The sequence below is a fragment of the Roseateles sp. YR242 genome (assembly GCF_900109745.1).
Classification (GTDB): domain Bacteria; phylum Pseudomonadota; class Gammaproteobacteria; order Burkholderiales; family Burkholderiaceae_C; genus Roseateles.
In genome coordinates this window covers 256469-281906 of record NZ_FOAV01000001.1, presented here as the reverse complement: position 1 = coordinate 281906, position 25438 = coordinate 256469, and the positions used below count along the sequence as shown (strand labels likewise).

General features: G+C 65.1%; 15 protein-coding genes. 6 read left to right on the top strand and 9 right to left on the bottom strand.

Annotation, left to right across the window (positions count from 1 at the left end):
• Nucleotides 1-22: 22 nt before the first annotated feature.
• Nucleotides 23-586, top strand: a complete 564-nt coding sequence (locus BMY53_RS01220; RefSeq protein ID WP_092942765.1) for a PEP-CTERM sorting domain-containing protein — start codon at nt 23-25, stop codon at nt 584-586.
• Nucleotides 587-699: 113 nt separating this feature from the next.
• Here BMY53_RS01220 and BMY53_RS01215 read toward each other — a convergent pair whose 3' ends face one another.
• Together BMY53_RS01215 and BMY53_RS01210 are read right to left on the bottom strand one after the other, a co-directional pair.
• Complete coding sequence (locus BMY53_RS01215) at nt 700-2964, bottom strand: S9 family peptidase (RefSeq protein WP_092942762.1); 2265 nt, start codon at nt 2962-2964, stop codon at nt 700-702.
• Between the two features lie 174 nt (nt 2965-3138).
• The gene (locus tag BMY53_RS01210) at nt 3139-4770 is read right to left on the bottom strand and encodes an ATP-binding protein (RefSeq protein WP_092942758.1); all 1632 of its coding nucleotides are present in this window, start codon (nt 4768-4770) and stop codon (nt 3139-3141) included.
• 386 nt (nt 4771-5156) lie between these two features.
• On the opposite strand from BMY53_RS01210, the gene BMY53_RS01205 reads away from it, so the two are divergent.
• A complete protein-coding gene (locus BMY53_RS01205; protein ID WP_092942755.1) occupies nt 5157-7907 on the top strand; it encodes a TonB-dependent receptor plug domain-containing protein in 2751 nt (916 codons plus the stop codon).
• Nucleotides 7908-8036: 129 nt separating this feature from the next.
• On the opposite strand, the gene BMY53_RS01200 is transcribed toward BMY53_RS01205, so the two are convergent.
• The 3 genes from BMY53_RS01200 to tsaE form a co-directional block, all read right to left on the bottom strand.
• The gene (locus tag BMY53_RS01200) at nt 8037-8873 is read right to left on the bottom strand and encodes a BrxR family helix-turn-helix transcriptional regulator (RefSeq protein WP_092942752.1); all 837 of its coding nucleotides are present in this window, start codon (nt 8871-8873) and stop codon (nt 8037-8039) included.
• A 188-nt stretch (nt 8874-9061) separates the two neighbouring features.
• On the bottom strand, nt 9062-10504 hold the full coding sequence (locus BMY53_RS01195; RefSeq protein WP_092942749.1) for an N-acetylmuramoyl-L-alanine amidase: 1443 nt from the start codon (nt 10502-10504) through the stop codon (nt 9062-9064).
• A complete protein-coding gene (tsaE, locus tag BMY53_RS01190) occupies nt 10501-11001 on the bottom strand; it encodes a tRNA (adenosine(37)-N6)-threonylcarbamoyltransferase complex ATPase subunit type 1 TsaE (protein ID WP_092942746.1) in 501 nt (166 codons plus the stop codon). Before tsaE ends, BMY53_RS01195 begins: the two co-directional genes overlap by 4 nt.
• A gap of 5 nt (nt 11002-11006) precedes the next feature.
• Between tsaE and queG the strand changes: the two genes are divergently transcribed.
• Together queG and BMY53_RS01180 are read left to right on the top strand one after the other, a co-directional pair.
• Nucleotides 11007-12131 carry a tRNA epoxyqueuosine(34) reductase QueG gene (queG, locus tag BMY53_RS01185; protein ID WP_092942743.1) on the top strand — a complete coding sequence of 375 codons (1125 nt, stop codon included), beginning with the start codon at nt 11007-11009 and terminating at the stop codon, nt 12129-12131.
• 72 nt (nt 12132-12203) lie between these two features.
• Nucleotides 12204-13181, top strand: a complete 978-nt coding sequence (locus BMY53_RS01180; protein ID WP_092942740.1) for a tripartite tricarboxylate transporter substrate binding protein BugE — start codon at nt 12204-12206, stop codon at nt 13179-13181.
• A gap of 149 nt (nt 13182-13330) precedes the next feature.
• Here the strand turns inward: BMY53_RS01180 and BMY53_RS01175 are convergent, their stop codons facing one another.
• Nucleotides 13331-13513: a hypothetical protein gene (locus tag BMY53_RS01175; RefSeq protein WP_092942737.1), complete on the bottom strand. Its 183-nt coding sequence runs from the start codon at nt 13511-13513 to the stop codon at nt 13331-13333.
• 537 nt (nt 13514-14050) lie between these two features.
• On the opposite strand from BMY53_RS01175, the gene aceA reads away from it, so the two are divergent.
• A complete protein-coding gene (aceA, locus tag BMY53_RS01170; protein ID WP_092942734.1) occupies nt 14051-15349 on the top strand; it encodes an isocitrate lyase in 1299 nt (432 codons plus the stop codon).
• 56 nt (nt 15350-15405) lie between these two features.
• Here aceA and BMY53_RS01165 read toward each other — a convergent pair whose 3' ends face one another.
• Both BMY53_RS01165 and BMY53_RS01160 read right to left on the bottom strand, forming a co-directional pair.
• Nucleotides 15406-17661: a hybrid sensor histidine kinase/response regulator gene (locus BMY53_RS01165; protein ID WP_255369975.1), complete on the bottom strand. Its 2256-nt coding sequence runs from the start codon at nt 17659-17661 to the stop codon at nt 15406-15408.
• Nucleotides 17646-23465, bottom strand: coding sequence for a HAMP domain-containing protein (locus tag BMY53_RS01160; protein WP_092942731.1), 5820 nt, complete (start codon nt 23463-23465; stop codon nt 17646-17648). Before BMY53_RS01160 ends, BMY53_RS01165 begins: the two co-directional genes overlap by 16 nt.
• A 245-nt stretch (nt 23466-23710) precedes the next feature.
• On the opposite strand from BMY53_RS01160, the gene BMY53_RS01155 reads away from it, so the two are divergent.
• Nucleotides 23711-24178 carry a response regulator gene (locus BMY53_RS01155; protein WP_092942728.1) on the top strand — a complete coding sequence of 156 codons (468 nt, stop codon included), beginning with the start codon at nt 23711-23713 and terminating at the stop codon, nt 24176-24178.
• Nucleotides 24179-24287: 109 nt separating this feature from the next.
• Here the strand turns inward: BMY53_RS01155 and BMY53_RS01150 are convergent, their stop codons facing one another.
• Nucleotides 24288-25433 carry an iron-containing alcohol dehydrogenase gene (locus tag BMY53_RS01150; protein ID WP_092942725.1) on the bottom strand — a complete coding sequence of 382 codons (1146 nt, stop codon included), beginning with the start codon at nt 25431-25433 and terminating at the stop codon, nt 24288-24290.
• Nucleotides 25434-25438 lie beyond the last annotated feature (5 nt).

Sequence of the window (25438 nt, the reverse complement as noted above, 5' to 3'; positions counted from 1 at the left end):
AACCTCCCTGAAAAGATTTCACATGCTGACTCGTCTGATTGCCCGCCTCGCCCTTGCTACTGCGGGCCTGATTGCCGTTGCCCTGCCGGCCGGCGCTGCCACCATCACCTTCGAAGACCTGGCCAGCACCTACGCCCCGGCCTACAACCGCTACGCCAGCCAAGGCCTGGTGTTCAGCACCAAGACGACCTACCAGACCTATTCGCACTCGACCTCGGTCTCGGATTCGGGCCACTACTCGTTCGGCACCTCCACCTGGGGCAACATCACCGGTTACTTCACGACCGCGGTGAACACCCTGTCGATGCTGGTGGGCGACGAAGGTTACGACTCGGATACCGCCGTGCTGAATGTCTACGACAGCGCCAACAACCTGCTGGCTTCGGTTTATGGCTCTGGCGCCAGCTGGTTCACCCTGAGCGTGAGCACCGCCACCAACATCGCCCGTTTCGAGATCATCCAAACCGGCAACGTGGCCATCGACAACCTGACCTTCTCGTCCAAGGTTCCGGAACCCGGCAGCCTGGCCCTGGCCGGCCTGGCCCTGGTGGCTGTTGGCGTCGCTCGTCGTCGCAAGCAAGCCTGATCGGCTTGGATCGATCTGCCTGCCGGTCGGTGATCGGCGGGAAGCAAAAAGCCGGGGCACGCCCCGGCTTTTTTGTGGGTGCTGCGCAGGCGTGAAGACCCTGCGGGGCTCACTCACCGAACGCGAGCCTCCGCCTGGCCGCCCGGCGCCGTCCAGCGATCCAGCCAGCTCAACACCTCGTCCATGGTTCGGATCCGATTGGGCAGGTTGAATTGACCGTGGCTTTCGTCCGGAAAGAGCAGCAACTGGGACGGAACTTTCCTCAGCGCGGAAGCCTTGTAGGCCCCGAGGGTCTGCTCAATGGGCACCCGATAGTCCCGGCCGCCGGCAATCGTGAAGATGGGCTGGGTCCATTGGCCAACGTCGCGTGCGGGGTTCTGCCGCTCCAGATCGGCGGCCGCCCAGGGTTCCTGGCCGAACGACAACTGGTCGTAGCGTGTGATGTCATTCGCGTAGAAGAAGCTGCGAACGTCGAAGATCCCTTGCCCATTGACGTAGCACTTCCACGGGGCCTTCCATCGGCCCGCAAACAGCAAGGTGAGGTAGCCTCCGTACGAGCCGCCCACCGCGCAGGCACGCGCCGGGTCCAGAAAGGGGAAGGCCGCCAACGCGTGCGCCCAACCTGCCTTGAAGTCCTCCAGCGGTCGATCGTCCCAATGACGCAGCACGGCTCGTCCAAAGGCTGTGCCGTAGCCCGCTGATCCGTGCGGATTGATCATGACCACCGCATAGCCGCGTGCGGCCAACAGCTGCGGAGCCAGCATGCCGGCGCTCCAGGCATCCGAGAAGTGGCCGTTCGGGCCGCCGTGCAGCAGGAGCACCACCGGGTAACGCCGGGCAGGATCGAAACGCGCCGGCTTCATCAGCATGCCTTCGACCGTGTCTCGGTTCCAGCCCTTGAAACGGAAGGTGGAGACCTCTCCGAGCGCATACGGAGCGACCTGCGCCGTGGCCGATGAGGTGCTCGACAGCCGCCTTCCCGCAGGCCCTTCCTCGACCACCGACACCTCTGGAGGCTGCTGTAGATGACTCTCCAGCAATGCGAGTCTGCCGCCCTGGCTGCTCCACTGGAGCACCGATCCACTGCTGGGGACTGCTGCAAATGCGCGCGCGTCGGCGGGAACCTTGGCGCCGGCAATGGCATTGGCGTCGGCAGTGGCGGTGGCACCGGCACCGTCACCGGCACTGCTGCCAGCGTCATTCAATGGAATCTTGAACAAGCGGAGGTGGGTGCCTTCAGGTCCCATCGCGTAAAGGCTGTCGCCACCTGATGACCATTCGAGTTCACTCACGAGGACATCCAGCCCCGCGGCGACCTGGCGGTCCTGGTCGGTCGCCAGGTCACGCACCCAGATCGTGATGCGTGGTGCCGTGTGCTCACTCCCTTCTGCTCTCAGGTAGGCGAGCCGTCGCCCGTCCGGGGAGATTCGCGGCCTGTAGACCGACCGGGCTGGGTCGGAGATCCACGCGCCATACTGGTTGCCAGCGCTCGACGGCCCAGCTTCCAGCGCCGCCCGATAGATCGTCTTCGGCAGCTCGTCTCCCTGGTTGGATCCGGACGGCCGCAGGCCTGCATACAGGGCATGCCCGTCCGGTGAGACGCTGAAGTCGATCTGCGGCAGGAAGTTGCGCTCGGCAATGTCGTACCGATAGCCCTGCACGATGGCCGTGGCATTGCCCAGCACCTCTTTGCCGGAAAGGCGAGCCTGGAACAGGTTCACGAACCGGTTGTCGATATAGCCGTCGAGATAGCGGGGGGCTTCTCCGTCCCGGTACATCAGACCGCTTTCTGCGGGTGCCCGGTCGCGCTTGCGGGCCTCTTCCTGATCGAGGCGAGCCTGGTTGCAGGCCAGGTCTGCACAATCCGCAAACGCGTCGTGAGCGGTGATCAACAGGCGGTCATGGTCAACCAGGCGATACGCCAGCACGCCCAGGGGATAGTGGGTGACCTGGCGAGGCGCGGTCGCGTCGACACCGACGTTCCAGAGCTGAGCCCGCCCCGATGCGGGACTCACGTAATAGACGCTTTTCCCGTCTTCGGACCAGCTCAACTGGCTGATGGCCTGATCGGTCTGGACGAGCAGAGTGGCCGATTGGAGGTCGGCGCTGGGCGCCAGCCAGAGTTTGGCGCTGGTCTTGCCGTTGCCCTTGTTGTTGGGCTCGCTGGTGGACTTGCTCGTGGTCTCGCTGGACGCCAATCGCTCGCCCGTCACGGTGTAGGCCGCCGTCTGCCCATCGCGGGAGAGGGCGGGTGCACCCAGCCGTTCAATTTCTGCGAGGGCGCGAGGTGTCAGGACCTCGCTTTGTGCGTGCACATCGGAACCGGCCGTGAGCATGATGCCCATGCCCAACAACATGCTCAGAGTCTCAAACTTCATTCACCGACCTCATACCAGACAGATTCGCAGGCGCCCCGAAAGGCGTCCCTGGGACGCTCTGCATCACTCCCGCGAACCGAGGCGGCGGGGTCACCTCGGCTGCGAGGCGTTATGCAGAGGTTGCCAAGCCATTGAATGTAGGCATACCGCTGCGGGTGGCCCCCAGCCGTGCGGTTAAACATCGTTAATTCTGGGTTGGCACAGTGGCGTTGCGGCCACCGTCAGCGCCGTGGCGAGTTCGGTGTCTCCGCTCTCCAATGCCCAGGCCAAGGCCGCCCGCACGTCATCGATCATGGCGTCGTGGTCGTCGATGCATTCGCCATCGGCCGACCCGACGGATTCCATCTTGGCCTGTGTCATTCGCTCCACCAGATGCAGGGCGTGACGCCGACGCAGGTCTCTTTCCTCCCCGGCCTCCTGCAGCTTGGTGGCGGCATAGGCCCGGGTGGTGTCAAGGAGCCGATAACCAGGTGATTGGGCGTTCCATTCGACCGCCACCATGGATCTTGAGACAAGACCATGCAGGGCCTTCACCGTGTCCTGGCCGGGCCCCGCCACGGCCATGGCGGACGACAGCGAGAAGACGCCATCAAACACCGACAGCCGGCGAAGGAGCGTGCGCTCGTTGTCCGGCAGCAATCGATAGCTCCAGTCCATCGTAGCGGCCAGGCTGGCGTGGCGCGGAAATGCACCGCGGCGCTCCAGCGCCAGCACGCGCCTGCTGTCGTCCAGCAGTGTCGAAAGGTCCCGCAATGAGAAGGCGTCCGCATGAGTCGCCGCCAATTCGATGGCGAGCGCCACGCCGTCGAGCTTTCTGCAGATGGCGCTGACCAGCGGCGCGTCTTTGTCCTCGAAGCGGAAATGCTCATTCGAAGCGGCCGCGCGTTCCACAAAGAGCTGCACCGCCGAGAAGGCAAGCGCCTCTTTTGCGGAGAGATCACTGCCAGCTGGCGGGCTGCGCAGGGGTGGAAGGCGGTGAAGTGATTCACCGGGCGTTCGCAATGGTTCCCTGGAGGTGGCCAGGATGCGCACGCCAGGCGCCTCGCAGAGGATTCGGCTGACCAGCTCCGCGGTGGGTTGCAGCACATGCTCGCAGCTGTCCAGCACCAAGAGCAAGGGCTGATGGGTGAGCGCGCTCATGAGTGTGGCGGTCACGCCTTCTGAATCGTTTTGCAGGCCCAACTCGGTGGCCAGCGCCATGGCAACGGAACCCGCATCGACCAGTGTGGAGAGATCAACGAAGCGCACGGCATCGGGTGTCTCGTGCGAGAGCTGCCGCGCCACGGCGATGGCGACCGTCGTCTTGCCCATGCCGCCTTCACCCACGATGGTGACCAGCCGCTGTGTCTCGAAGAGCGTGCTGATGGACTGGATCGAGCGTTGCCGGCCCACAATGTTGTGGGCAGGAACGGGAAGGTGGTGGGCGCGTCCTGGAAGCACTGTGGCCACTGGAGGGTCGCTGTCGGCGCAGGTGACTGGTGCGACGAACTGGTAGCCGCGACCCGACACATTGACGAGATAGCGCTGCCCGTCCTGGCCGTCTTTCAGGGCCCGCCGAAGGGTGGCCACGGCCACCTTGATGTTGCTCTCCACCACCACGGTGTGGGGCCAGGCGCGTTCCAGGATCTCCTGCTTGGAAACAAGTTCTCCTGCCCGTTCCACCACCAGCACCAGCAGCGCCAGCGCGCGAGCGCCCAGGCGAACGGGGGTGTCTCCCTCCAGCAGCAGATGCTGCGCGGGAATGAGCTTGAAAGGGCCGAAGGCGTAGGTTCGACTGAGCGGGGCGGGGGTAGGTTCTGCGGCCACTGGGGAGCGCCTCTTTAGGGTCTTTAACTTCCCTTAACCGCATTTGACGTCAGGCGTCTTGTGGCAAGGAAGAATGAAGTTGCAAGACGCGGCACCCGATGGGAAGTCAGTGCGTGCCGGCAAACAGAACCTGTGCTTACTCTAACCGTTGAAAGGCATCGTGGCCCATGAAATCTCGCTTGGGAAGCTGGAATTGATTCAACGCTCGATGTGGTTTGCTCGCGACGACAGACCCGGGTGAGGCGTCCGTGGATTCCCTTGAATCCAATTTGTGGATGGTGGCAATTGAAATCATGTTGCTCGCCTGACACGTTCCTGAATGGGGCCGTCACGGTAGAAGCGTGGCCATGAGCTGCGTGTGAATGTCTTTCAAACAGGAGTGATGAATGTTCAAGCGTAGACAGGTAAACCTGGCCGCCCTGACGGTCCTCGGTATGAGCCTGCCACTGTCGGTGCTGGCTCAAGAGGCCCCGCCCTCCCATCAACTTGAGAAGGTTGAAATCACCGGGTCATCGATTCGCCGTGTGGCTGCGGAAACGGCGCTGCCGGTGACCACCCTGACGCGTGAGGAGATCGCGCGTTCCGGTGCCACCACGGTGCAGGACCTGGTGGCTTTGCTGCCGTCGAGCTTCGGTGGCGGCGTGGTGGCCAACAACGTCGGCGCCACGGGCGGCGCGGCCACGGCCAATCTGCGGGCACTCGGGCCAAAGTACACCCTGGTGCTTCTCAATGGCCGGCGCGTCGCGAATTTCGCGTTTGGCAACAATCCGGTCGACCTGAATGCCATCCCGCTGGCCGCGGTCGAGCGGGTGGAGGTGTTGCGTGACGGTGCTTCCTCGCTGTATGGCGCGGATGCCGTTGCCGGCGTGATCAACTTCATTCTCCGTCGTGACTTCCAGGGTGCCGAGGTGGCTTGGTCCGAATACAAGGGCGACCACGGCAATGGAGGGAATTCCCAGCTGATCAGCGGTGTGGCGGGGTTCGGTGATCTGACGCGTGACCGTTTCAACGTGGTGGTTTCCGCCAGCCGCGAAGAGATCACACCACTGAAGGCGGCGGACCGTGCCTATGCCGCGACGGCTGTCCGGCCGGATCTCGGCATCAACAAGGCGTCTCCCCGCAATGGCATCTCCAACATCACGTTCACGGATACCAATGGGGTCAAACACACCAGTGTGAACCCGCTGCGCTACGGTGGGTGCAATGATCCTGGCTCGGCGCTGGTGATCGTGAGCCCGACGGAATGCGGCACCGACTACGCCAAGTTCATCGACCTCATTCCGGACCAATGGCGTGCCAATGCCACGACCCGGGGTGTCCTGCAGCTCAATGAAGACAACCAGCTGATTGCGGAAGTTCTGTACAACCGGGACCGGGTGCAATCGGTCTATTCGCCGGCACCGTACACCAAGTCGCTGGTCTATCCCACCACGGGCCGCTTCTACCCGACGAGCATCACGCTGCCGGACGGCACGACCGTGACCCCCACCGGCACGATCACCGGCACCTGGCGGACGGTGGCGGGCGGCGGTCGATCCGACATCACCGAGACCAAGACCACCCGCGGCCTGTTCGGTGCCAAGGGGCTGGTGGCGGGCTGGGATTACGACACGGCCATCACGTACTCGAAGAACGAGGGTGAAATCTTCTTCGGCCCCGGGCAATACAGCTATGCCAAGCTGACGCCCCTGCTCGCAGCGGGCGAGATCAACATCTTTGGCCCGCAGGATGCCGAGAGCAAGGCGAAGCTGGACAGCGCGCAGCTGACCGGCCGGCAGCAGGCAGCCACCTCCACGTCTACCGAAGTGGACTTCCACGTGTCTCGAGATGTCTACAACCTGCCTGCCGGCCCGCTGAGCGTGGCCTTTGGCGCCAACGCGCGCCGAGAAAAACTGGACCAGCTGTCTGAGCCGGTTCTGGAATCAGGTGATGTGGTGGGCGGCAGCGGACCGATTCCCAGCGTGAGCAGTGGCCGCAAGGTGATCGGCGCCATGACCGAGATCAACGTGCCGATCTTCCAGCAGCTTGAGGCGAATTTCTCCGGCCGCTACGACAAGTACCGGAATGATTTTGGAACCAGCTTCAGCAACTTCAGCCCGAAGGTGAGCCTGCGTTACCAGCCGATGCGAGACCTGGTGTTGCGGGGGTCGGCAGCGCGCGGTTTCCGCGCGCCGACCCTGTATGAGAACCTGCGCCCATTCACCTCGGGCAACAACACGGCGGCCACCTGGTCGGACCCGCTGCGCTGCCCGGGTGGCGTGCCCATCACGGACACCATCAACCCGGTCAATGAGTTCAAGGACGAATGCAATGTGCAGCTGGACTCTGCCACCGCGGGCGACCGAAACCTGAAGCCGGAGAAATCCAGGCAGTTCTCGTTGGGGCTGGTGTTTTCGCCGCTGCGCGATCTCTCCACCTCGGTGGACTACTGGAATGTCGAGATTCGCGATCCCATCGTGGCGAAGTCGGAACTCCAGGTGCTGAGTGATCCCACGCGCTACAAGGATTACATCTACCGCTACGACCCGGTGAACGATCCCGACATGCTCAACCCCATCAAGGGCAGCACCAACAAGGACTTGCCGATTGCCTACGTCTTCCTGCCGCAGGAGAACAGCGCGAAGAACTATGCATCCGGGCTGGACCTGGGGGCGCAATGGCGCTTCAAGACGGCGGCGTGGGGGCAGTTCGGGGTGCAGTTGGACGGTACGTTGTTCCTGACTCACGGGTATCAGTATGTGGGTCTTTCCAAGACGTCCGACCTCGGGAAGTTCAAGGACTTTGGCGCCGTGCCGCGCTGGCGCCATCAGCTCACCTTCAATTGGCGCAAGGCGATGTGGGACTTCTCCCTGACCAACAACTTCACGGCGGGTTACGACGACTACACCGACCCTCTTGCCTCTGGCGACGACGACTACCCACTGGTGCGCAAGGTGGCCAGCTACACGACCTGGGATACCCAGGCCTCGGTGTCGCCAACCAAGTCGTTCACGGTGAGCTTCGGCGTGAAGAACCTGTTTGACCGGGATCCACCGTCTTCGCGAAATTCCCTGAACTTCCAGGTGGGTTATGACCCCACCTACACCAATCCGATCGGCCGCCAGCTGTATGGCCGTTTGAACTACAAGTTCTTCTGATTGTTGAAGTGACGCGGCCGGCCCGGCGTGGCCGGCCGTTCTTCAGTGACCACGTCGGCGGTCACCCTGGGAACCTCTGCACCTCGGCTCACCGGGGATGACGTGGAGGTTCCCTTTGTCGTCATGGGTTCATGGATGGGCGTCGAACCCAGGCGCCAGACACGCGCTTTCAGCCCGGGCAAGAATGCATCGGTTGGCCAGGTAGAGCGGATGTGAGGCTGCCGGCAGTGATTGATGGGCACTGCAATCCACGGCGTGGGCCCGCAGCAGGTAGCCCGCCGTGGCCGCGCGGGCCTTCACATGGCGCATGCCATGAAGCAGGCCGTGACTCATCTCCACGAGAGCGGGTTCGAGAGAGGCCGGGTGGACTCGGAGATCCAGCAGCAATTCATCCTGCCACTGCCGGTCCACCGGCAGGGCGATGCGGACCGGCGCGACCCCTCCAGCGGGCGCAGCCTGCGCGATGGCGGGGAGTGCCAGGGTCAGGTGGTCGTAGCGGTCCTCATCAAAGACACGTACATACAGGGCTGTGCCTGCCTTGAAAAGTGCGGTGGGGGTGGCGATGAAGCTGCGCTGAGGGGATGGGTCGCCGCTCAAGGCCAGCGACAGGGCTCGTCGCGCGTGGAGCGCGGTGGTGATGGTGGACAGGACGGCGGTGTCGAACAGGAGCGGCAGGGAGAGGTCTTCCGCCACGAATTCGTGCGCGGGCGTCTGGTCCACGCCGTCGCCGTAACCATGGAGCAGCCAGGAGATCACCCGGTCCTGGCGAAGCTGGAACAGTGGCCTGAAGTCACTGGTGGGGTGATAGCTCTTGGTGGATGGCCAGTAGCAGAGGTTGGCCGGTGCGATGTCTGTGTACAGGGACAGATCGCGCGATGCGGCAGCATGCTTGATGCCGAAGCGCCGGACCAGGTCGTTTCGTTTGATGGAGCCCATGAACTGCACGCGCAATTCAATGTAGGCCAATCGTTCACGTGGTGATTTGGTGATCCCGAGAAATTCCAGCACAAGGTCGACGCGGCAAATGATGGGGGAGGGCGCGCGCCTGGGGCGCACGCGGGAGGCCCGCATCCTCCTTCGCTCCGCGCCTGCCGGGAAGGGGCTGGTGAGGTGTTCTATCTTTTATTGACCACTCTTCACCGGGGTTCACCGCCTCAAAGCGACCGATGTCTCGCCGCCAACGGCGGATTCTTCGCAAAGTAGCGCGCAATCCCCGTCGCCAGCGCCTTGACCAATTGATCCTGATAGTCCGGATCCTTCAGGCGCGACTCTTCCTCCGGGTTGGAGATGAAGGCCGTCTCCACCAGGATGGAGGGCACGTCCGGCGCCTTGAGCACCGCAAACCCGGCCTGCTCCACGCTGCCCTTGTGCAGCTTGCCTACCTTGCCGATCTGGCCCAGCACCTCGCCGCCCAGCTTCATGCTGTCCTTGATCTGCGCGGTGGTGCTCATGTCCAGCATCGCGCGCAGCACAGCGGCGTCTTTCACACCCTTGGTGTTCACGCCGCCCACGATGTCCGCGGCGTTTTCCTTGTCCGCCATCCAGCGAGCCGCCGTCGAGCTGGCGCCGCCGGTTGAGAGCGCAAACACCGAAGCGCCCCGCGCCTTGGGCGTCATGAAGGCATCGGCATGGATGGAGACGAACAGGTCGGCCTGCACCCGGCGCGCCTTGCGCACCCGCTCCCCCAAAGGCACGAAGAAATCGGCGTCCCGGGTCATCATCACCCGGATCTGCGGATTGCTGTTCAGCCGGTCACGCAGCTTCAGGCCAATGGCCAGCACCACGTCCTTTTCCTTGAGCCCGCTGGGGCCGATGGCGCCAGGATCCTCGCCGCCATGGCCGGGGTCCAGCGCAATCACGATCAGCCGGTCCAGCTTGGCCTGGCTCATCTCCGGCGCCACTTCCTTCAACGGCGGGGCGGGCTGCGCCGGCGGCGGCTGGATGCCCGGTGGCTTGGGCGCCGGGCGCGGTGCAGGGGGCTTCGGAGCCACGGCGTGCTCCGCCTCGGAGGCTGCCGTCTGCGGCCGGGCGATCTTGTCGATCAGCTCGCCCAGGGCGTCCTGCACCGACTGCGCCGCCGCCTGTTCGGCCGCCTCCTTGCCGCGCACCAGGTCCAGCAGCGGATCCCGTTCCTGCGCCGGATACAAGTCCAGCACCAGACGGTTCTTGTAGGCCGCCACCGGCTCGATGGTGAACACCTGGGGCGCAATGGGCTGCTTCAGGTCAAAGACGATGCGCACCACGCGGGGCTGGTTCTGGCCCACCCGCACGGCAGAAATAAAGGGGTCGTCCGGCCGGATCTTGCCCAGCAGCTCTCGCAGGTCCGGGTTGAGTTCCAGCCCGTCGATGTCGATCACCAGCCGGTCAGGGTGGGCCGCCAAAAAGCTCTTGGCCGCCAGGGCGCGGTCGGACTCCAGCGTGACCCGGGTGTAGTCTTGCGCGGGCCATACCCGTACCGCAATGATGGAAGCCGCGCTGGTGGCTGCGGCCTGGGCCGAGGGCAGGGTGGCCGGCCATACCGGCACGCTGAGCGCCAGGGCACCCATTTGGCGCAGGGCGCGGCGGCGAGGGGCCGAGGGCCGGGTATCTCCAGTCATGCTTGATCGAGTTGTCGGGTCAGGTCTGCCAGCAGGGCCACGCCACGTGGCGTGTGCGCCTCGGCGCGAATGTCGCGGCTGTCGTCGTCGGCCACGTCCAGGGTCAGGTGCAGGTCAGGCGGCGGCAGCATGCCGGCCGCCTTGGCGGGCCATTCGCTGAGCTTGAGGCCCGGGGCCGCGAAGAGGTCACGAAAGCCCGCGTCTTCCCATTCACGCGGGTCGTTGAACCGGTAGAAGTCGAAATGGTGGGCGGGCAGGCCGTTCAGCGCGGGCAGTTGGTAGTCTTCGACGACCGCGTAACTGGGGCTCTTGATGCGACCGGTCACACCCAGCGCCCGCAGCAGATGCCGCACGAGGCTGGTCTTGCCGGCGCCCAGGCCGCCGTCGAGTTCAATGCTGAGGTCCGACACTTGCGGACACCGGGCCAACGCCTGCGCAAAATGCTCGCAGGCGGCTTCATCAGGCCAACGGTATTGGCGGGTTTCTAAAATGCTCAAAACCTATGGAATCCTTGCTGAACGCTCCTGACCGTACCCCTGAAGCGCTGAACGCGCTGCCGGGGCAGATCCGCGCCTGGGCGCTTGAGCTCGGATTCTCACAGATTGGCGTGGCTCACGTCGATCTCGCGGATGCCGAAGCCGGACTTCAGGCGTGGCTGGATGCAGGCTTTCATGGCGAGATGCACTACATGGCCGCCCACGGCATGAAACGCGCCCGGCCCGCCGAGCTGGTGCCCGGCACGATCTGTGTGCTCACAGCGCGCATGGATTACCTGCCCGCCACGCTGGCGGCGGACTGGCAGCAGCAGGAGTTGGCTGCCCTGGCTGACCCGGCGCGCGCGCAGGTCTCCCTCTACGCCCGGGGGCGGGACTATCACAAGGTGCTGCGCCAGCGGCTGCAACAGCTGGCGGACCGTATCCAGGCCGCCGTGGGGCCCCTGGGCCACCGCGTCTTCACCGACTCCGCCCCCGTGCTGGAGGTGGAACTGGCCAGCCGCTCCGGCATCGGCTGGCGGGGCAAGCACACCCTGACCCTGCATCGGGAGGTGGGCTCGATGTTCTTCCTGGGCGAGATCTATCTGGACCTGGCCCTGCCGCCCAGCGAGCCGGTCACGGCCCATTGCGGCCAGTGCCGCGCCTGCCTCGACGCCTGCCCGACGGGCGCCATCGTCGCGCCCTACCGCCTGGATGCGCGGCGCTGCATCAGCTACCTGACCATCGAGCAGGACGGGCCCATTCCGGAAGCCCTTCGGCCCGCCATGGGTAATCGCATCTACGGCTGCGACGACTGCCAGCTCGCCTGCCCGTGGAACAAGTTTGCCCAACGCAACGCGCTGCCGGACTTTGACTGGCGCGAGCCCCTCGGCCACGCCACGCTGCTTGATCTGTGGGCCTGGGACGAAGCCGCCTTCCTCAAACGGACCGAAGGCTCGGCCATCCGCCGCATTGGCCACGCCCGGTGGCGCCGCAACATCGCGGTGGCCATAGGCAACGCCCTGCGCCAGACGCTGCCTGCCGACCTGCGGGCAGACCTGCGCGCGGCGCTGACCACCGCACTTCCGGACGCCTCACCGTTGCTGGCGGAACACATCGAGTGGGCCCTTCGTCAAAGTTGCGACCATACGTAATTCCGCTAGCGCTCCTGGGGTGCCTCACTCCTTAAGCTGGGGGGATTACCTTCCTTCCCCATCGAGGAGACCATGAACCGTCGCAAGTTGTTCCAACACGGCCTGCTCCTGGGCAGCCTGAGCCTGTGCAGCACCCTGGCACTCGCACAAAGCTTCCCGACCAAGCCCGTCAAGCTGGTGGTGCCCTTCGCCCCCGGCGGTACCACCGACATCATTGCCCGCACGGTCGCCCAAAGCATCAACGGCCCGTTGGGCCAGACGATGATCGTGGAGAACAAGGCCGGGGGCGGCGGCATCATCGGTGCCAATGAGACGGCCAAGTCCGCGGCCGATGGTTATTCGCTGGGTGTGGCCACCGTGTCCACCACGGCGGCCAACCCGGCCATCAACCCCAAGGTGCCGTACAACCCGCTGACGGACTTCACGCCCATCATCAACATCGCGGCCACGCCCAACGTAATCGCGGTGCACCCGTCCTTCCCGGCGCGGGACTACAAGGGTTTTGTGGCGGAACTGAAGAAGAACCCCGGCAAGTACAGCTACTCAAGCTCCGGCACGGGCGGCATCGGCCACCTGCAAATGGAGCTCTACAAGAGCCTGGCGGGGGTGTTCGTGACCCACATTCCGTACCGTGGCGCGGGCCCGGCGCTGAATGACACGGTCGCGGGCCAGGTGCCGATGATTTTTGACAACCTGCCGTCGGCGCTGCCCTTCATCAAGGACGGCCGGCTGATCGCCATTGCGGTGGCGGCGCCCCAGCGCCTGGCTGTGCTGCCCAATGTGCCCACGTTCAAGGAAGTGGGCCTGGAGCCGGTGAACCGCATGGCCTTCTATGGGGTCTATGGGCCGAAGAATCTGCCCAAGGACGTGGTCAGCAAGATCAACGAGGCGGTGCGCAAAACGGTGGAGATGCCGGAAGTGAAGAAGCGCATCGAAGAAACTGGCTCCATCGTCGTGGCCAACACGCCGGAGCAGTTCTCTGCCCAGATCAAAGCGGAATACGAGGTCTACAAGAAGGTGGTGGACACCCAGAAGCTGAAGCTGGAGTGACGCCACAAGCGTGACCCCCCTGCCTGACTCCCGCGAGGAGTGTGCAGGGTTCCATAAAGAAAAGGGCGCTGCCCCCGGGAGGGGGCAGCGCCCGGATGATGGCGGCGGAGGCCGCCGCCATCACGAGAGTGAGAACTGGGCCGGGAGGCTCAGATCAGGCCACCCGTCAGGCCGCCAATGACGTTGTTCAGCAGGCCGGACGCCAGGCCACCGCCCATGGCGCCGCCGCCTTGGCCGCCACCTTGGCCCCCGCCCAGGACTTGTTGCAGTGCGCCGCCGGCCACCTGGCTGACAGCACCTTGGGCAAGACTGCCGATGAGAGCTGGAATCATGAAAATTCTCCTGTGAGATGAGTGAGAAGCCGGCGTGCTTGCCGCAGCCTCGTCCGCATGTCGCCAAGATGCCGATACACCACCCGCGACGCAGGGCGCGCGAAACACTGCGCCAAGCGGGGAGCGCACCGACGTGGCCGGGGCTGCAGCATGCCGGCAACGGAATTCCGCGACATGCAGCGCCGTAGTGGCTCGAAGGCCGCTTCGGGTTGCACAAGTTCTTGCATTGATGGGATGCGCACGGATGGGAGTCGTCGGAATTTGCGGAAATAGGAATGGCAACTGAACGTTTTTCAGATCATGAAATCGATGAGCCGTTATGCAAAAAATGGCCGTGCTGCGCCGCCGCAAAATTTCTCATCATGGAGAAGTCACTTTCGCCATACGGTTTCTTGAATTCAAGTTGTTGATTTTTAAGGAAAAGATTTTGAGTCTTATATAAGACATGGAGCTCCACGGCCGCGCTGCCGCCGCCTAATCTTGAGTCCAAGCAAGTCCTCTTTTTTGCCTTCAATCAACTCAAGACAGGAGCTCACCATGACCAACCCGACCCGTGAACAGCAGATCGCCGCCCTCGAAAAGGACTGGGCCGAAAACCCCCGGTGGAAGGGCATCCAGCGCGGTTACACCGCAGCCGACGTGGTTCGCCTGCGCGGGTCGCTGCCCATTGAGCACACCCTGGCCAAGCGAGGCGCGGAGAAGCTGTGGGGGCTGGTGAACACGGAGCCTTTCGTCAACTCCTTGGGGGCGCTGACCGGCAACCAGGCCATGCAGCAGGTCAAGGCCGGCCTGAAGGCTATCTATCTCTCAGGCTGGCAGGTGGCGGGGGATGCCAACAGCAATGGCGAGATGTATCCCGACCAGTCCCTGTATTCGGTGGATTCGGTGCCCAAGGTGGTGCGCCGTATCAACAGCACCTTCAAGCGTGCCGATGAGATCCAGTGGAGCGAAGGCAAGAGCGACATCGATTTTTTTGCACCCATCGTGGCGGATGCTGAAGCCGGTTTCGGCGGCGTGCTCAACGCGTTCGAGCTGATGAAGTCGATGATCGAGGCGGGTGCAGCAGGCGTGCACTTTGAAGATCAACTGGCCGCCGCCAAGAAGTGCGGCCACATGGGCGGCAAGGTGCTGGTGCCGACCCGCGAAGCCGTGGCCAAGCTGGTGGCCGCCCGCCTGGCGGCCGACACCATGGGCGTGCCCACCGTGCTGCTGGCCCGTACCGACGCGGAAGCCGGTGACCTGGTCACGACCGATGTGGACGACAACGACAAGCCCTTCTGCACCGGTGAGCGCACCGTGGAAGGCTTCTTCCGGACCCGCAACGGTCTGGAGCAGGCCATCAGCCGTGGCCTGGCCTATGCCCCGTATGCCGACATGATCTGGTGTGAAACCGGCAAGCCGGACCTGGCCTTTGCCAAGGCCTTTGCCGAGGCCATCCACGCCAAGTTCCCGGGCAAGCTGCTGGCTTACAACTGCTCGCCCAGCTTCAACTGGAAGAAGAACCTGGACGACGCCACCATTGCCAAGTTCCAGCGCGAGCTGGGCGCCATGGGCTACAAGTTCCAGTTCATCACGCTGGCTGGCTTCCACAGCCTGAACTATTCGATGTTCAACCTGGCCTATGGTTATGCCCGCAACAACATGAGCGCTTTTGTGGAGTTGCAGGAGGCTGAGTTCGCGGCTGCCGAGAAGGGCTTCACTGCCGTGAAGCACCAACGCGAGGTGGGCACCGGCTACTTTGACGCGGTCACCACCACCATCGAAGCACAGGCCTCTACGGCGGCACTGAAGGGTTCGACGGAAGACGAGCAGTTCTTCGAAGCCAAACACGGCTGATGGCGACGCAAGCCCTGGCACTCCGGTGCCGGGGCGATTGAGGAGGCAATGCGTATCTATGAACTCACCGCAGCCACGCCGCCATCCGGCAGCCCTTCTCGTTGATCCCTTTGATCCCGCTGCCGCCATTCCTCGATCAGCTCCACCACCGCATCCGGATCCGCCGGCTTGACCAGGTGAACGTCGAAGCCGGCCTCATGGGCACGGCGCCGATCGTCCAACTGGCCGTAGCCGGTGAGGGCGATCAGCAGTGCATCGTTCATTTCCGGTAGCGAACGGATCCGGCGGGCCACTTCATAGCCGTCCAGCCCAGGCAAGCCGATATCCAGCAACACCACACGGGGACGCTCCGCCGTGCATCGGCGGATGGCGTCCGGGCCGTCCAGTTCCACACCGGTCTCGAAACCCGCGAGCTCCAGGAACACCGCCATGGAGTCGGCGGCATCCCGGTTGTCGTCCACCACCAGCACCCGGCAGTCCCGGGCGGGCTGTGCGCTGTGCCCCTCCGCCCAGCCGGAAGAAGCAGTGGTACCCGCCACTGGCAGGGGCACGGCTGCGTGGTCCTCCTCCACGAGTTGCGGCGGTAGATGCACATGGAATTCCGAGCCCTGTGCCGGCCCCTCGCTCCGCGCTGCCACCGTGCCCTGGTGCAGTTGCACCAGCCGCTGCACCAGTGTCAGGCCCACGCCCAGGCCACCCTGGTTGCGGTCCAACCCTCGTGGGCCTTGCTCGAAGAGGTCGAACACATGCGGCAGCAGCTCGGGCTCAATACCCCGGCCGTTGTCGCGCACCCGCAGATCGATGCCCTGCTCGTTGATCTCCAGGCTCAGTTCGATGCGGCCCTGCGGTCCGGTGTACTTCGCGGCGTTGTGCAGCAGGTTGGTCACCACCTGGATCAGCCGGGCACCGTCGCCGCGTATCCACACCGGGCCGTCTGGCATCTTGACCATCAAGGTTTGCTGCTGCGCCGCCATCAACGGCTGCACCGGCTCCAGGCCCTGCGTCACCAGGTCCCGCAGGTCCACCGTCTCGGTCTTCAGCACGATCTTGCCCTGGCTGATGCGGGCCACATCCAGCAACTCGTCCACCAGGCGGGTCAGGTGCTTGACCTGCCGGTCCGTCACCGAAACGGCCTGGGTCAGGCGTGGGTCCGCCCCCGCGCCGACCTGGCGCATCACCTCCACCGCATTGCGGATAGGCGCCAGCGGATTGCGCAGCTCGTGCGACAGCATGGCCAGAAACTCGTCCTTGCGGCGGCTGGCTTCCAGCAGGTTGGCCTCGGCCTGTCGGCGTTCAACAATCTCGGCCTGCAAGGCGCCGTACAGGCGCGCATTCTCCAGGGCAATGGCGGCACGGTTGGCCAGTTCTTCCAGCGTGGGCCAGTCCGGCGGACGGTGCGGGTCGCACAGCAGCAGGCCGCCCAGCACGCGTTCGCCGGTGATCAGCGGCAGCACCACCCCATGCCCCGTATCGCGGCGGGGCAGGGTGAGCCGAGAGGGGGATTCCTCGTCCGGCCTGGCGCCGCTGCCGGTCAAGGCTTCCAGCGTGTCGCGGGTGCTGCCGTACAACACTTCGGAGAGCACATCGTCCCGCCCTTCGAAGTACAGCGGCGCCTCGCCCTCCAGGGCGGGGGCCTCGCAGCGCAGCACGCGTTCATGGCCCCGCCCGGTGTCGCGCAGCCACAGCAGCGCGCGCGGCGCAAATCGCGGCACCAGCAAGGCCAGCAGGCGGCGCATGCCGACATCGGCGTCCAGCGAATCCGCCAGTTCCCGGCCGGCCTGGGCCAGGAAGATCGAACGGCGCGTGCCTTCCTCCGCAGCCCGCTGCGCCGCCTCGGCCCGTGCGATCGCGATGCGCTCCAGGGCCTGCTGGCGCAGGCGCTGCTGCATGTTGTACAGGTCCACGAAGACCCGTACCTTGCTGCGCAACACATCGGGGATGACCGGCGACAGGATGTAATCGACCGCGCCCAGTGAATACCCCTGCGAGGTCTGCAGCTCGTCCGCATACGCCGTCACGAAGATGATGGGCGTATGGGCCGACCGGCGATAGCCCCGGATCAGGCGCGCCGTCTCCAGCCCGTCGATGCCGGGCATGTTCACATCCATCAGGATGACGGCAAACTCCCGCCGCAGCACCTCGCGCAGCGCCTCGCTGCCCGAGCGCACGATGACCAGGTTCTGGCCGAGGTCCGCGAGGATGGTCTCAAAGACCAGCAGCTTCTCAGGCAAGTCATCCACGATGAGGATGTTCGCGCGCTCTTGCGGCGCGTTCGCATCGCTTTCCAGCAGGCCGGTCAATGGCATAGCCATCCCCGCAGCACCGTCAGCATGTGGCTGGGATCTACCGGCTTGGAGAGGTAGTCCCACGCGCCCGCCTCGATGCATTTCTCGCGGTCACCCTTCATGGCCTTGGCGGTCACCGCCACCATGGGCAGCTCACGCCCGCGCGGCAGCTTGCGGATCTGTTGCATGGTCTCCATGCCGTCCATCTCCGGCATCATGATGTCCATCAGGACGATGTCGATGGTCGGGTCCTCCTGGACCAGACGGATCGCCTCCCGGCCATTGTCAGCCGAGACGATGGTCATGCCATGGCTGTCCAGCACGGTGGCCAGCGCAAAGATGTTGCGCATGTCGTCATCCACGATCAACGCTTTTTTGCCGCTCAGCGAGCCGCTGGCATCGCGCAGCGACTGCAAAGCCTGTCGCTCCTGGTCGCTCAGGTCCGCAGCGGGGCGGTGCAGCAACAGGCCCAGATGGGCCAGGGCCTGCGTGGTGTCGGTGGCCAGATGGACAGACAGGCCAGCATGGGCGCGCGCCCATGGGTGGTCCGGATCGCGCCCGCCCGCCGTGTTCAGCGCCACGATTGGCATCGCGACCGTGCGGCTGCGCTGCTCCAGCACGTCGCGCGCCTCGCCGGGCGTGAAGGGGCTGTAGTGCGTGTCGATCAGGGCCGCGTCCGCCACCTGGATCGCTTCGCGGGCCTGCTCCAGGTTGTCGACCAAGATCGTTTCGACCGCCGGGGCCAGTTGCGCCAGCAGCTCGTCGCGATGCGGCCCGGCGGGCATGGCCACCAGCAGGCGTCGGGTCTGCTGGTCGACGTAGCGGGAGAGTTCGCGCAGTGCGGCGTCCACGGCATCGCGGGACTGCAGGGGCTTGCTCAGGAAACCCAGCGCGCCCGCGCGCAGGGCACGGTCGCGGGACTCATCGGTCGACACCACGCAGATGGGGATCTGACGTGTCGCCGGGTCCGACTTGAGCCGGTCCAGGATGCGCCAGCCCTGCATGTCGGGCAGGAAGATGTCCAGCGTGATGAGGCTGGGGTGGTATTCCTGCGCCATGGTGAGGGCACCGGCACCGGTGGTGGCCACCAGGCCCTTCATGCCGGACTGGCGGGCGGATTCCAGCAGCACCTCGGCAAAGGCGATGTCGTTCTCCACGATCAGCAGCACGCGGTCGCCAGCCGCGATGTCCCCGCGGTCGTCCTTGGCGACGTTGGCGAACACCACGCTGTCCTGCACCGGCTCCTGATGCTCGCGGCGGAGCTCACGTCCGACGGAAACCTCCTTGGCGGGCTCCGTCTGGGCCGTCGAGCGCCGCAACGCGCGGCTCGCTGCCCGTTGCACCGTGGCCTCGGCCAGTTCGGCGGCGCTGGCGACATCGGCGGGCAACTGCTGGGGGTTGCCGGGCCGTGCATGGCGCGAGACCCGCGCGGGGCTGTAGCTGGCCGGCAGGAAGAGGGTGAAGGTGGAGCCCTTGCCCGGTGCGCTCACCAGCCGGATCTCACCGCCCAGCAGGCGTGCCAGCTCCCGGCTGATGGCCAGGCCCAGACCGGTGCCGCCGTACTTGCGCGAGGTCGAACCGTCCGCCTGCTGGAAGGCCTCGAAGATGATCTGCTGCTTGTCCGGCGGAATGCCGATGCCGGTATCCGCCACCGAGAAGGCGATCACCGGGCCGGCATGCTGCAGCGTGTCGTTGTCCAGGGACCAGCCGCTGTCGGCTGCACTGATGGTGAACTTCACCTGGCCGTGATGGGTGAACTTGAAGGCGTTGGACAGCAGGTTCTTGATGATCTGCTGCAGCCGCTTCACGTCGGTCACCAGGGACTTGGGCAGCGGTTGCTCGATTTCCACGCTGAAGCCCACATGCTTGGACTCCGCGAAGTGGCGGAAGCTGCGCTCCACCGTGCGTTGCAGCTCGTCCAGCCGCAGCTCGCTGACGTCCACCGCCACCGTGCCGGATTCGATCTTGGACAGGTCCAGGATGTCGTTGATCAGCATCAGCAGGTCGTTGCCGGACGCGTGGATGGTCTTGGAGAACTCCACCTGTTTGTGGGTCAGGTTGCCGTCGCTGTTCTTGCAAAGCTGGTCGGAGAGGATGAGCAGCGAGTTCAGTGGCGTACGCAGCTCGTGCGACATGTTGGCCAGGAATTCCGACTTGTACTTGGAGGTCAGCGCCAGCTGTTCCGCCTTTTCTTCCAGCGCCTGGCGTGCCTGTTCCACCTCGGTGTTCTTGCGCTCCACTTCCTGGTTCTGGTGGGCCAGCAGGCGGGCCTTGTCCTGCAGTTCCTGGTTGGTCTGCTGCAATTCCTGCTGACGGCGCTGCAACTCTTCGGCCAGGGACTGGGACTGCAGCAACAGATCTTCCGTCCGTGTGCTGGCCTCGATGGTGTTGATCACGATACCGATGGATTCGGTCAACTGATCCAGGAAGGCCTGGTGGGTGGAACTGAAACGCTCCAGCGAAGCCAGCTCCAGCACACCCCGCACTCGCCCTTCAAACACCACCGGCAGCACCAGCACCTCCATCGCGGCGGATTCGCTCAGGCCGGAGGCCACGCGGAAGGCCGTGCCGGGCACGTTGGTGAGCAGGATCTTTTCCTGGTCCAGCGCGCACTGGCCGACCAGGCCCTGGCCCAGGTCCAGCTCCTTGCCGTGCGTGGCCTGGCCACCGGAGGCGTAACTGGCGAAGAGCTTGAGTCGCGGTGTCTCGCCGGACATGCGCAGCACATAGAACTCGGCCTGCTGCACACCCACCACCGGGGCCAGCTCGCTCAGGATCAGCTCACCCACGGTGACCAGGTCCTTCTGGCCCTGCAGCATCCGGCTGAACTTGGCCAGGTTGGTCTTGAGCCAATCCTGCTCGGTGTTCTTCTGCGTGGTGTCCTTCAGGTTGCGGATCATCTCGTTGATGGTGTCCTTCAACGAGGCCACCTCGCCCTGCGTTTCCACCGTGATGGAGCGGGTCAGGTCACCCTGCGTCACGGCGGTGGCCACTTCCGCAATGGCGCGCACCTGCGTGGTCAGGTTGGCCGCCAGTTCGTTGACGTTTTCTGTCAGGCCCTTCCAGGTGCCCGAGGCGCCGGGCACCTTGGCCTGGCCGCCCAGCTTGCCGTCAACGCCCACTTCGCGGGCCACGGTGGTGACCTGGTCGGCAAAGATGGCCAGGGTGTCCGTCATGCTGTTGATGGTGTCGGCCAGCGCAGCGATCTCGCCCTTGGCCTCCACCGTCAGCTTCTGCGTCAGGTCACCGTTGGCCACGGCGGTCACCACCTTGGCGATGCCGCGCACCTGGCCGGTCAGGTTGCCGGCCATGAAGTTCACGTTGTCGGTCAGGTCCTTCCAGGTGCCGCTGACACCGCGCACCGTGGCCTGACCGCCCAGGCGGCCTTCCGTGCCCACTTCCCGTGCCACACGGGTCACCTCGGACGCGAAGGAGGAGAGCTGGTCCACCATCGTGTTGATGGTGGCCTTGAGGTCCAGGATTTCGCCCTTTACGTCCACGGTGATCTTCTTGGAGAGGTCACCGGCGGCCACCGCCTTGGTCACGTCCGCGATGTTGCGCACCTGGCTGGTCAGGTTGGAGGCCATCAGGTTGACCGAGTCGGTCAGGTCCTTCCAGGTGCCGCCCACGCCTTGCACATCGGCTTCGCCACCGAGCTTGCCTTCGGTGCCCACCTCGCGGGCCACCCGGGTCACTTCTGCTGCGAAGGAGCGGAGCTGGTCCACCATCGTGTTGATGGTGTTCTTCAGCTCCAGGATTTCGCCCTTCACGTCCACGGTGATCTTCTTGGAGAGGTCACCGGCGGCCACGGCGGTGGTCACTTCCGCGATGTTGCGCACCTGGCTGGTCAGGTTGCCGGCCATGAAGTTCACCGACTCGGTCAGGTCCTTCCAGGTGCCGGCCACGCCCTGCACGTCGGCCTGGCCGCCGAGCTTGCCTTCGGTGCCCACCTCGCGGGCTACGCGGGTCACTTCCGCCGCGAAGGAACGGAGCTGGTCCACCATGGTGTTGATGGTGGCCTTGAGGTCCAGGATCTCGCCCTTCACGTCCACGGTGATCTTCTTGGAAAGGTCACCGGCGGCCACCGCCTTGGTCACGTCCGCGATGTTGCGCACCTGGCTGGTCAGGTTGCCGGCCATGGAGTTCACGGATTCGGTCAGATCCTTCCACGTGCCGGCCACGCCCTGCACGTCCGCCTGCCCGCCCAGTTCGCCCTCGGTGCCCACTTCGCGGGCCACGCGGGTCACTTCGGCGGCGAAGGAGGAGAGCTGGTCCACCATGGTGTTGATGGTGGCCTTCAGCTCCAGGATCTCGCCCTTCACGTCCACGGTGATCTTCTTGGAGAGGTCGCCAGCGGCCACCGCCTTGGTCACGTCCGCGATGTTGCGCACCTGGCTGGTCAGGTTGGAGGCCATGGAGTTGACCGAGTCGGTCAGATCCTTCCACGTGCCGGCCACGCCCTGCACATCGGCCTGGCCGCCGAGCTTGCCTTCGGTGCCCACTTCGCGAGCCACGCGGGTCACTTCGGAGGCGAAGGAGGAGAGCTGGTCCACCATCGTGTTGATGGTGGCCTTGAGGTCCAGGATTTCGCCCTTCACGTCCACGGTGATCTTCTTGGAGAGGTCACCGGCGGCCACCGCCTTGGTCACGTCCGCGATGTTGCGCACCTGGCTGGTCAGGTTGGAGGCCATCAGGTTGACCGAGTCGGTCAGGTCCTTCCAGGTGCCGGCCACGCCTTGCACGTCGGCCTGGCCGCCGAGCTTGCCTTCAGTGCCCACTTCGCGGGCCACGCGGGTCACTTCCGCCGCGAAGGACCGCAGTTGGTCCACCATGGTGTTCACGGTGTTCTTCAGCTCCAGGATTTCACCCTTCACGTCCACCGTGATCTTCTTGGAAAGGTCACCGGCGGCCACCGCCTTGGTCACGTCCGCAATGTTGCGCACCTGGCTGGTCAGGTTGCCGGCCATGGAGTTGACCGAGTCGGTCAGGTCCTTCCACGTGCCGGAGGCGCCTTCCACCCGCGCCTGGCCGCCCAGAATGCCTTCGGTGCCCACCTCCCGCGCCACCCGCGTCACTTCGGAGGCGAAGCTTCGCAACTGGTCCACCATGGTGTTGATGGTGTTCTTGAGCGTGAGGAACTCGCCCTTCACGTCCACTTCGATCTTTTTGGAGAGGTCGCCCTGCGCCACGGCGGTGGTCACGTCGGCGATGTTGCGCACCTGGCTGGTCAGGTTGGAGGCCATGGAGTTGACCGAGTCGGTCAGGTCCTTCCACGTGCCGGCCACCCCCTTGACCTTGGCCTGGCCGCCGAGCTTGCCCTCGGTGCCCACCTCGCGGGCCACGCGGGTCACTTCCGCGGAGAAGTCACCCAGCTGTTCCACCATCCGGTTGATGGTCTTGGCGGTGTGCAGGAACTCCCCCTGCAGCGGGCGGTTGTCCACTTCCAGCGCCATGCTCTTGGTCAGGTCACCCTCGGCCACGGCGCCGATCACACGGGCGGCTTCGCTGGTGGGGTGAACCAGGTCGTCAATCAGGGCATTGATGCATTCGATCGATTCGCCCCAGAAGCCGCGCATCTCCGGCAGCGAGGCGCGCTGCTTCAGTCGGCCTTCCTTGCCCACCACCTGGCGCAGGCGAGCCAGTTCCGCGGCCATGCTGGCGTTCTGCTCCACCACCTCGTTGAAGGCGTCCGCCAGTTTGCCGGCCACGCCGGTCCAATGGAATGGCAGGCGGATGTCGGGGTCACCGCGTCGCAGCGCGTGCAGCGCCATCAGCATCGCATTCAGATGCTCGGCCGGCACCACGGCGACGCTTTCCTCCAGTACGCTCATAACATTCTCCCGACGCTCTCTCTTGGCTGGGTCTCGACCCGTTTTTCGGCTGCACACGGTTACAGCTCCGCCCTCGGGTTCGCGACCTGAGCGGGCCTTGGGCAGCCTAACTTTGGGAATGTATCGCCGCGCACAGGGGGTACAGGGGGGGTTTAGGAGGGGGTGCTCAGGCACGTGTTTTGCCGGTGGGTTCGCTACCGGACAAAACGTTGTCCGGTGGCCACGCTTACCCGGAGTTTTGACGCATGACCGATGTTCCGCCGACCGCCTTGCGGGTGCTCGTCATCGACGACGACCCTGAAGGTGCCCGCACCCTCAGCGAGCTGTTTCGCTGCTATGGGTGCGCTACCGCCGTGGCCTACAGTGGCCGGGTGGGTTTGCGCCTGTCCAAGCTGTTCAGGCCGGAACTGGTGTTCGTGGACTTCGACATGCCCGACATGAATGGCCTGGAAGTGGTGGCCGAAGCCAAGGTCATCGATGCCGAAGACGGCCGGCATGCCACCTACGTCTGCCTGACCGCGGGCGGCCCGGAGATCACGCAGGAGAAGGCGGACGCGGCGGGTTTCAGCCGTCTGCTCTACAAACCCCTGAAGGTGACCGACCTGCTGGCGGTGCTGCTGACCGCACGGCCCGGCAATTTCACCGCCGGTACCGACGTGCCGGCCATCCGGCCGGCCCGCAACACCGAGGTCGATCGCCCCCCGCGGCATTGAGGTGTGGGGCTGAGGCGGCGCGTGGAGGCGCCGAGAGCAGGCTCCGTAGGCAGGTTCCGTATGCGGGCTCCGTATGCGGGCTCCGTATACGGCCTCCAGGGGCGGGGGCCTACATCGACTCTTCCAGCATGCGCCGATAGTCCGCGTGGCTGGCCTCGCGCGGGTTGGTCTTGTGGCAATGGTCGCGCTCTGCACGAGCGATGATCTGGTCGTACAGATCCGCCGTCACGCCCATGGTCGCCAGCCCGGTAGGCAGGCCCAAGCGGGCCGTGAGCGCCTTTACCGCAGCAGCCAGTTCATCGGTGGGGGTGCCTTCCTGCAGGCCCATCGCATGCGCCATGCGGGCGATCTTGTCGTCCTTGCGCATGCTGTCGTGCGCGCCATTGAACCGGATCACGGTGGGCAGGAACACGGCATTGAGCGTGCCGTGATGCAGCTTGGGCATCAGCCCGCCCAGCGCATGGCTGAGCGAATGCACGCAGCCCAGGCCTTTCTGGAAGGCGAGGGCGCCCAGCGTGCTGGCGGCCATGAGGTCCAGGCGGGCGTCCATATCGTCGCCGTGCCGGGTGGCGCGTTCCACCTGGCGCCAGCCCCGGCGCAGGCCTTCCAGCGCGATGCCGTCCGCGGCCGGATTGAAGGCGGACGACATGAAGGTCTCCATGCAGTGCGCAATCGCGTCCATGCCGGTGGCGGCGGTGAGCAGCGGCGGCAGGCGCCGTGTGAGTTCCGGATCGCAGATGGCGGACTTGGGCAGCAGTTCCCAGTTGTGAAAGCCCAGCTTGCGGCCGTCGCTGACGATGATGATGGCGCCGCGGGCCACCTCCGAGCCGGTGCCTGCCGTGGTGGGAATGGCGATCAGCGGAGCCGCCCGGCTGGTGATGTTGCCGGCGCCGCCTTCGATGGTGGCGTAGCGGGTGAGCGGGCCCTCATGGGTGGCCGCAATGGCCACGCCCTTGGCCAGATCGATGCTGGAGCCGCCGCCTACGGCGATCAGGCCATCGCACTGGTGCTCGCGGTAGAGCGTGGCGGCGGCCAGGACGGCGGCTTCGGTGGGGTTGGGCGGCGTGCCGTCATAGACCGGGGGCGGTGTCAGCGACCAGGATTCCAGCACCAGCTCCAGCACGCCGGCCGCCTTCACGCCAGCGTCTGTGACCAGCAGGGGGCGCTTGATGCCCACGCGGGCGCATTCCGACACCAGCATGCGCCGGGCGCCGGCTTCCATGTGGACGTGGGTCAGATATTGGATCAGGGCCATGTCTT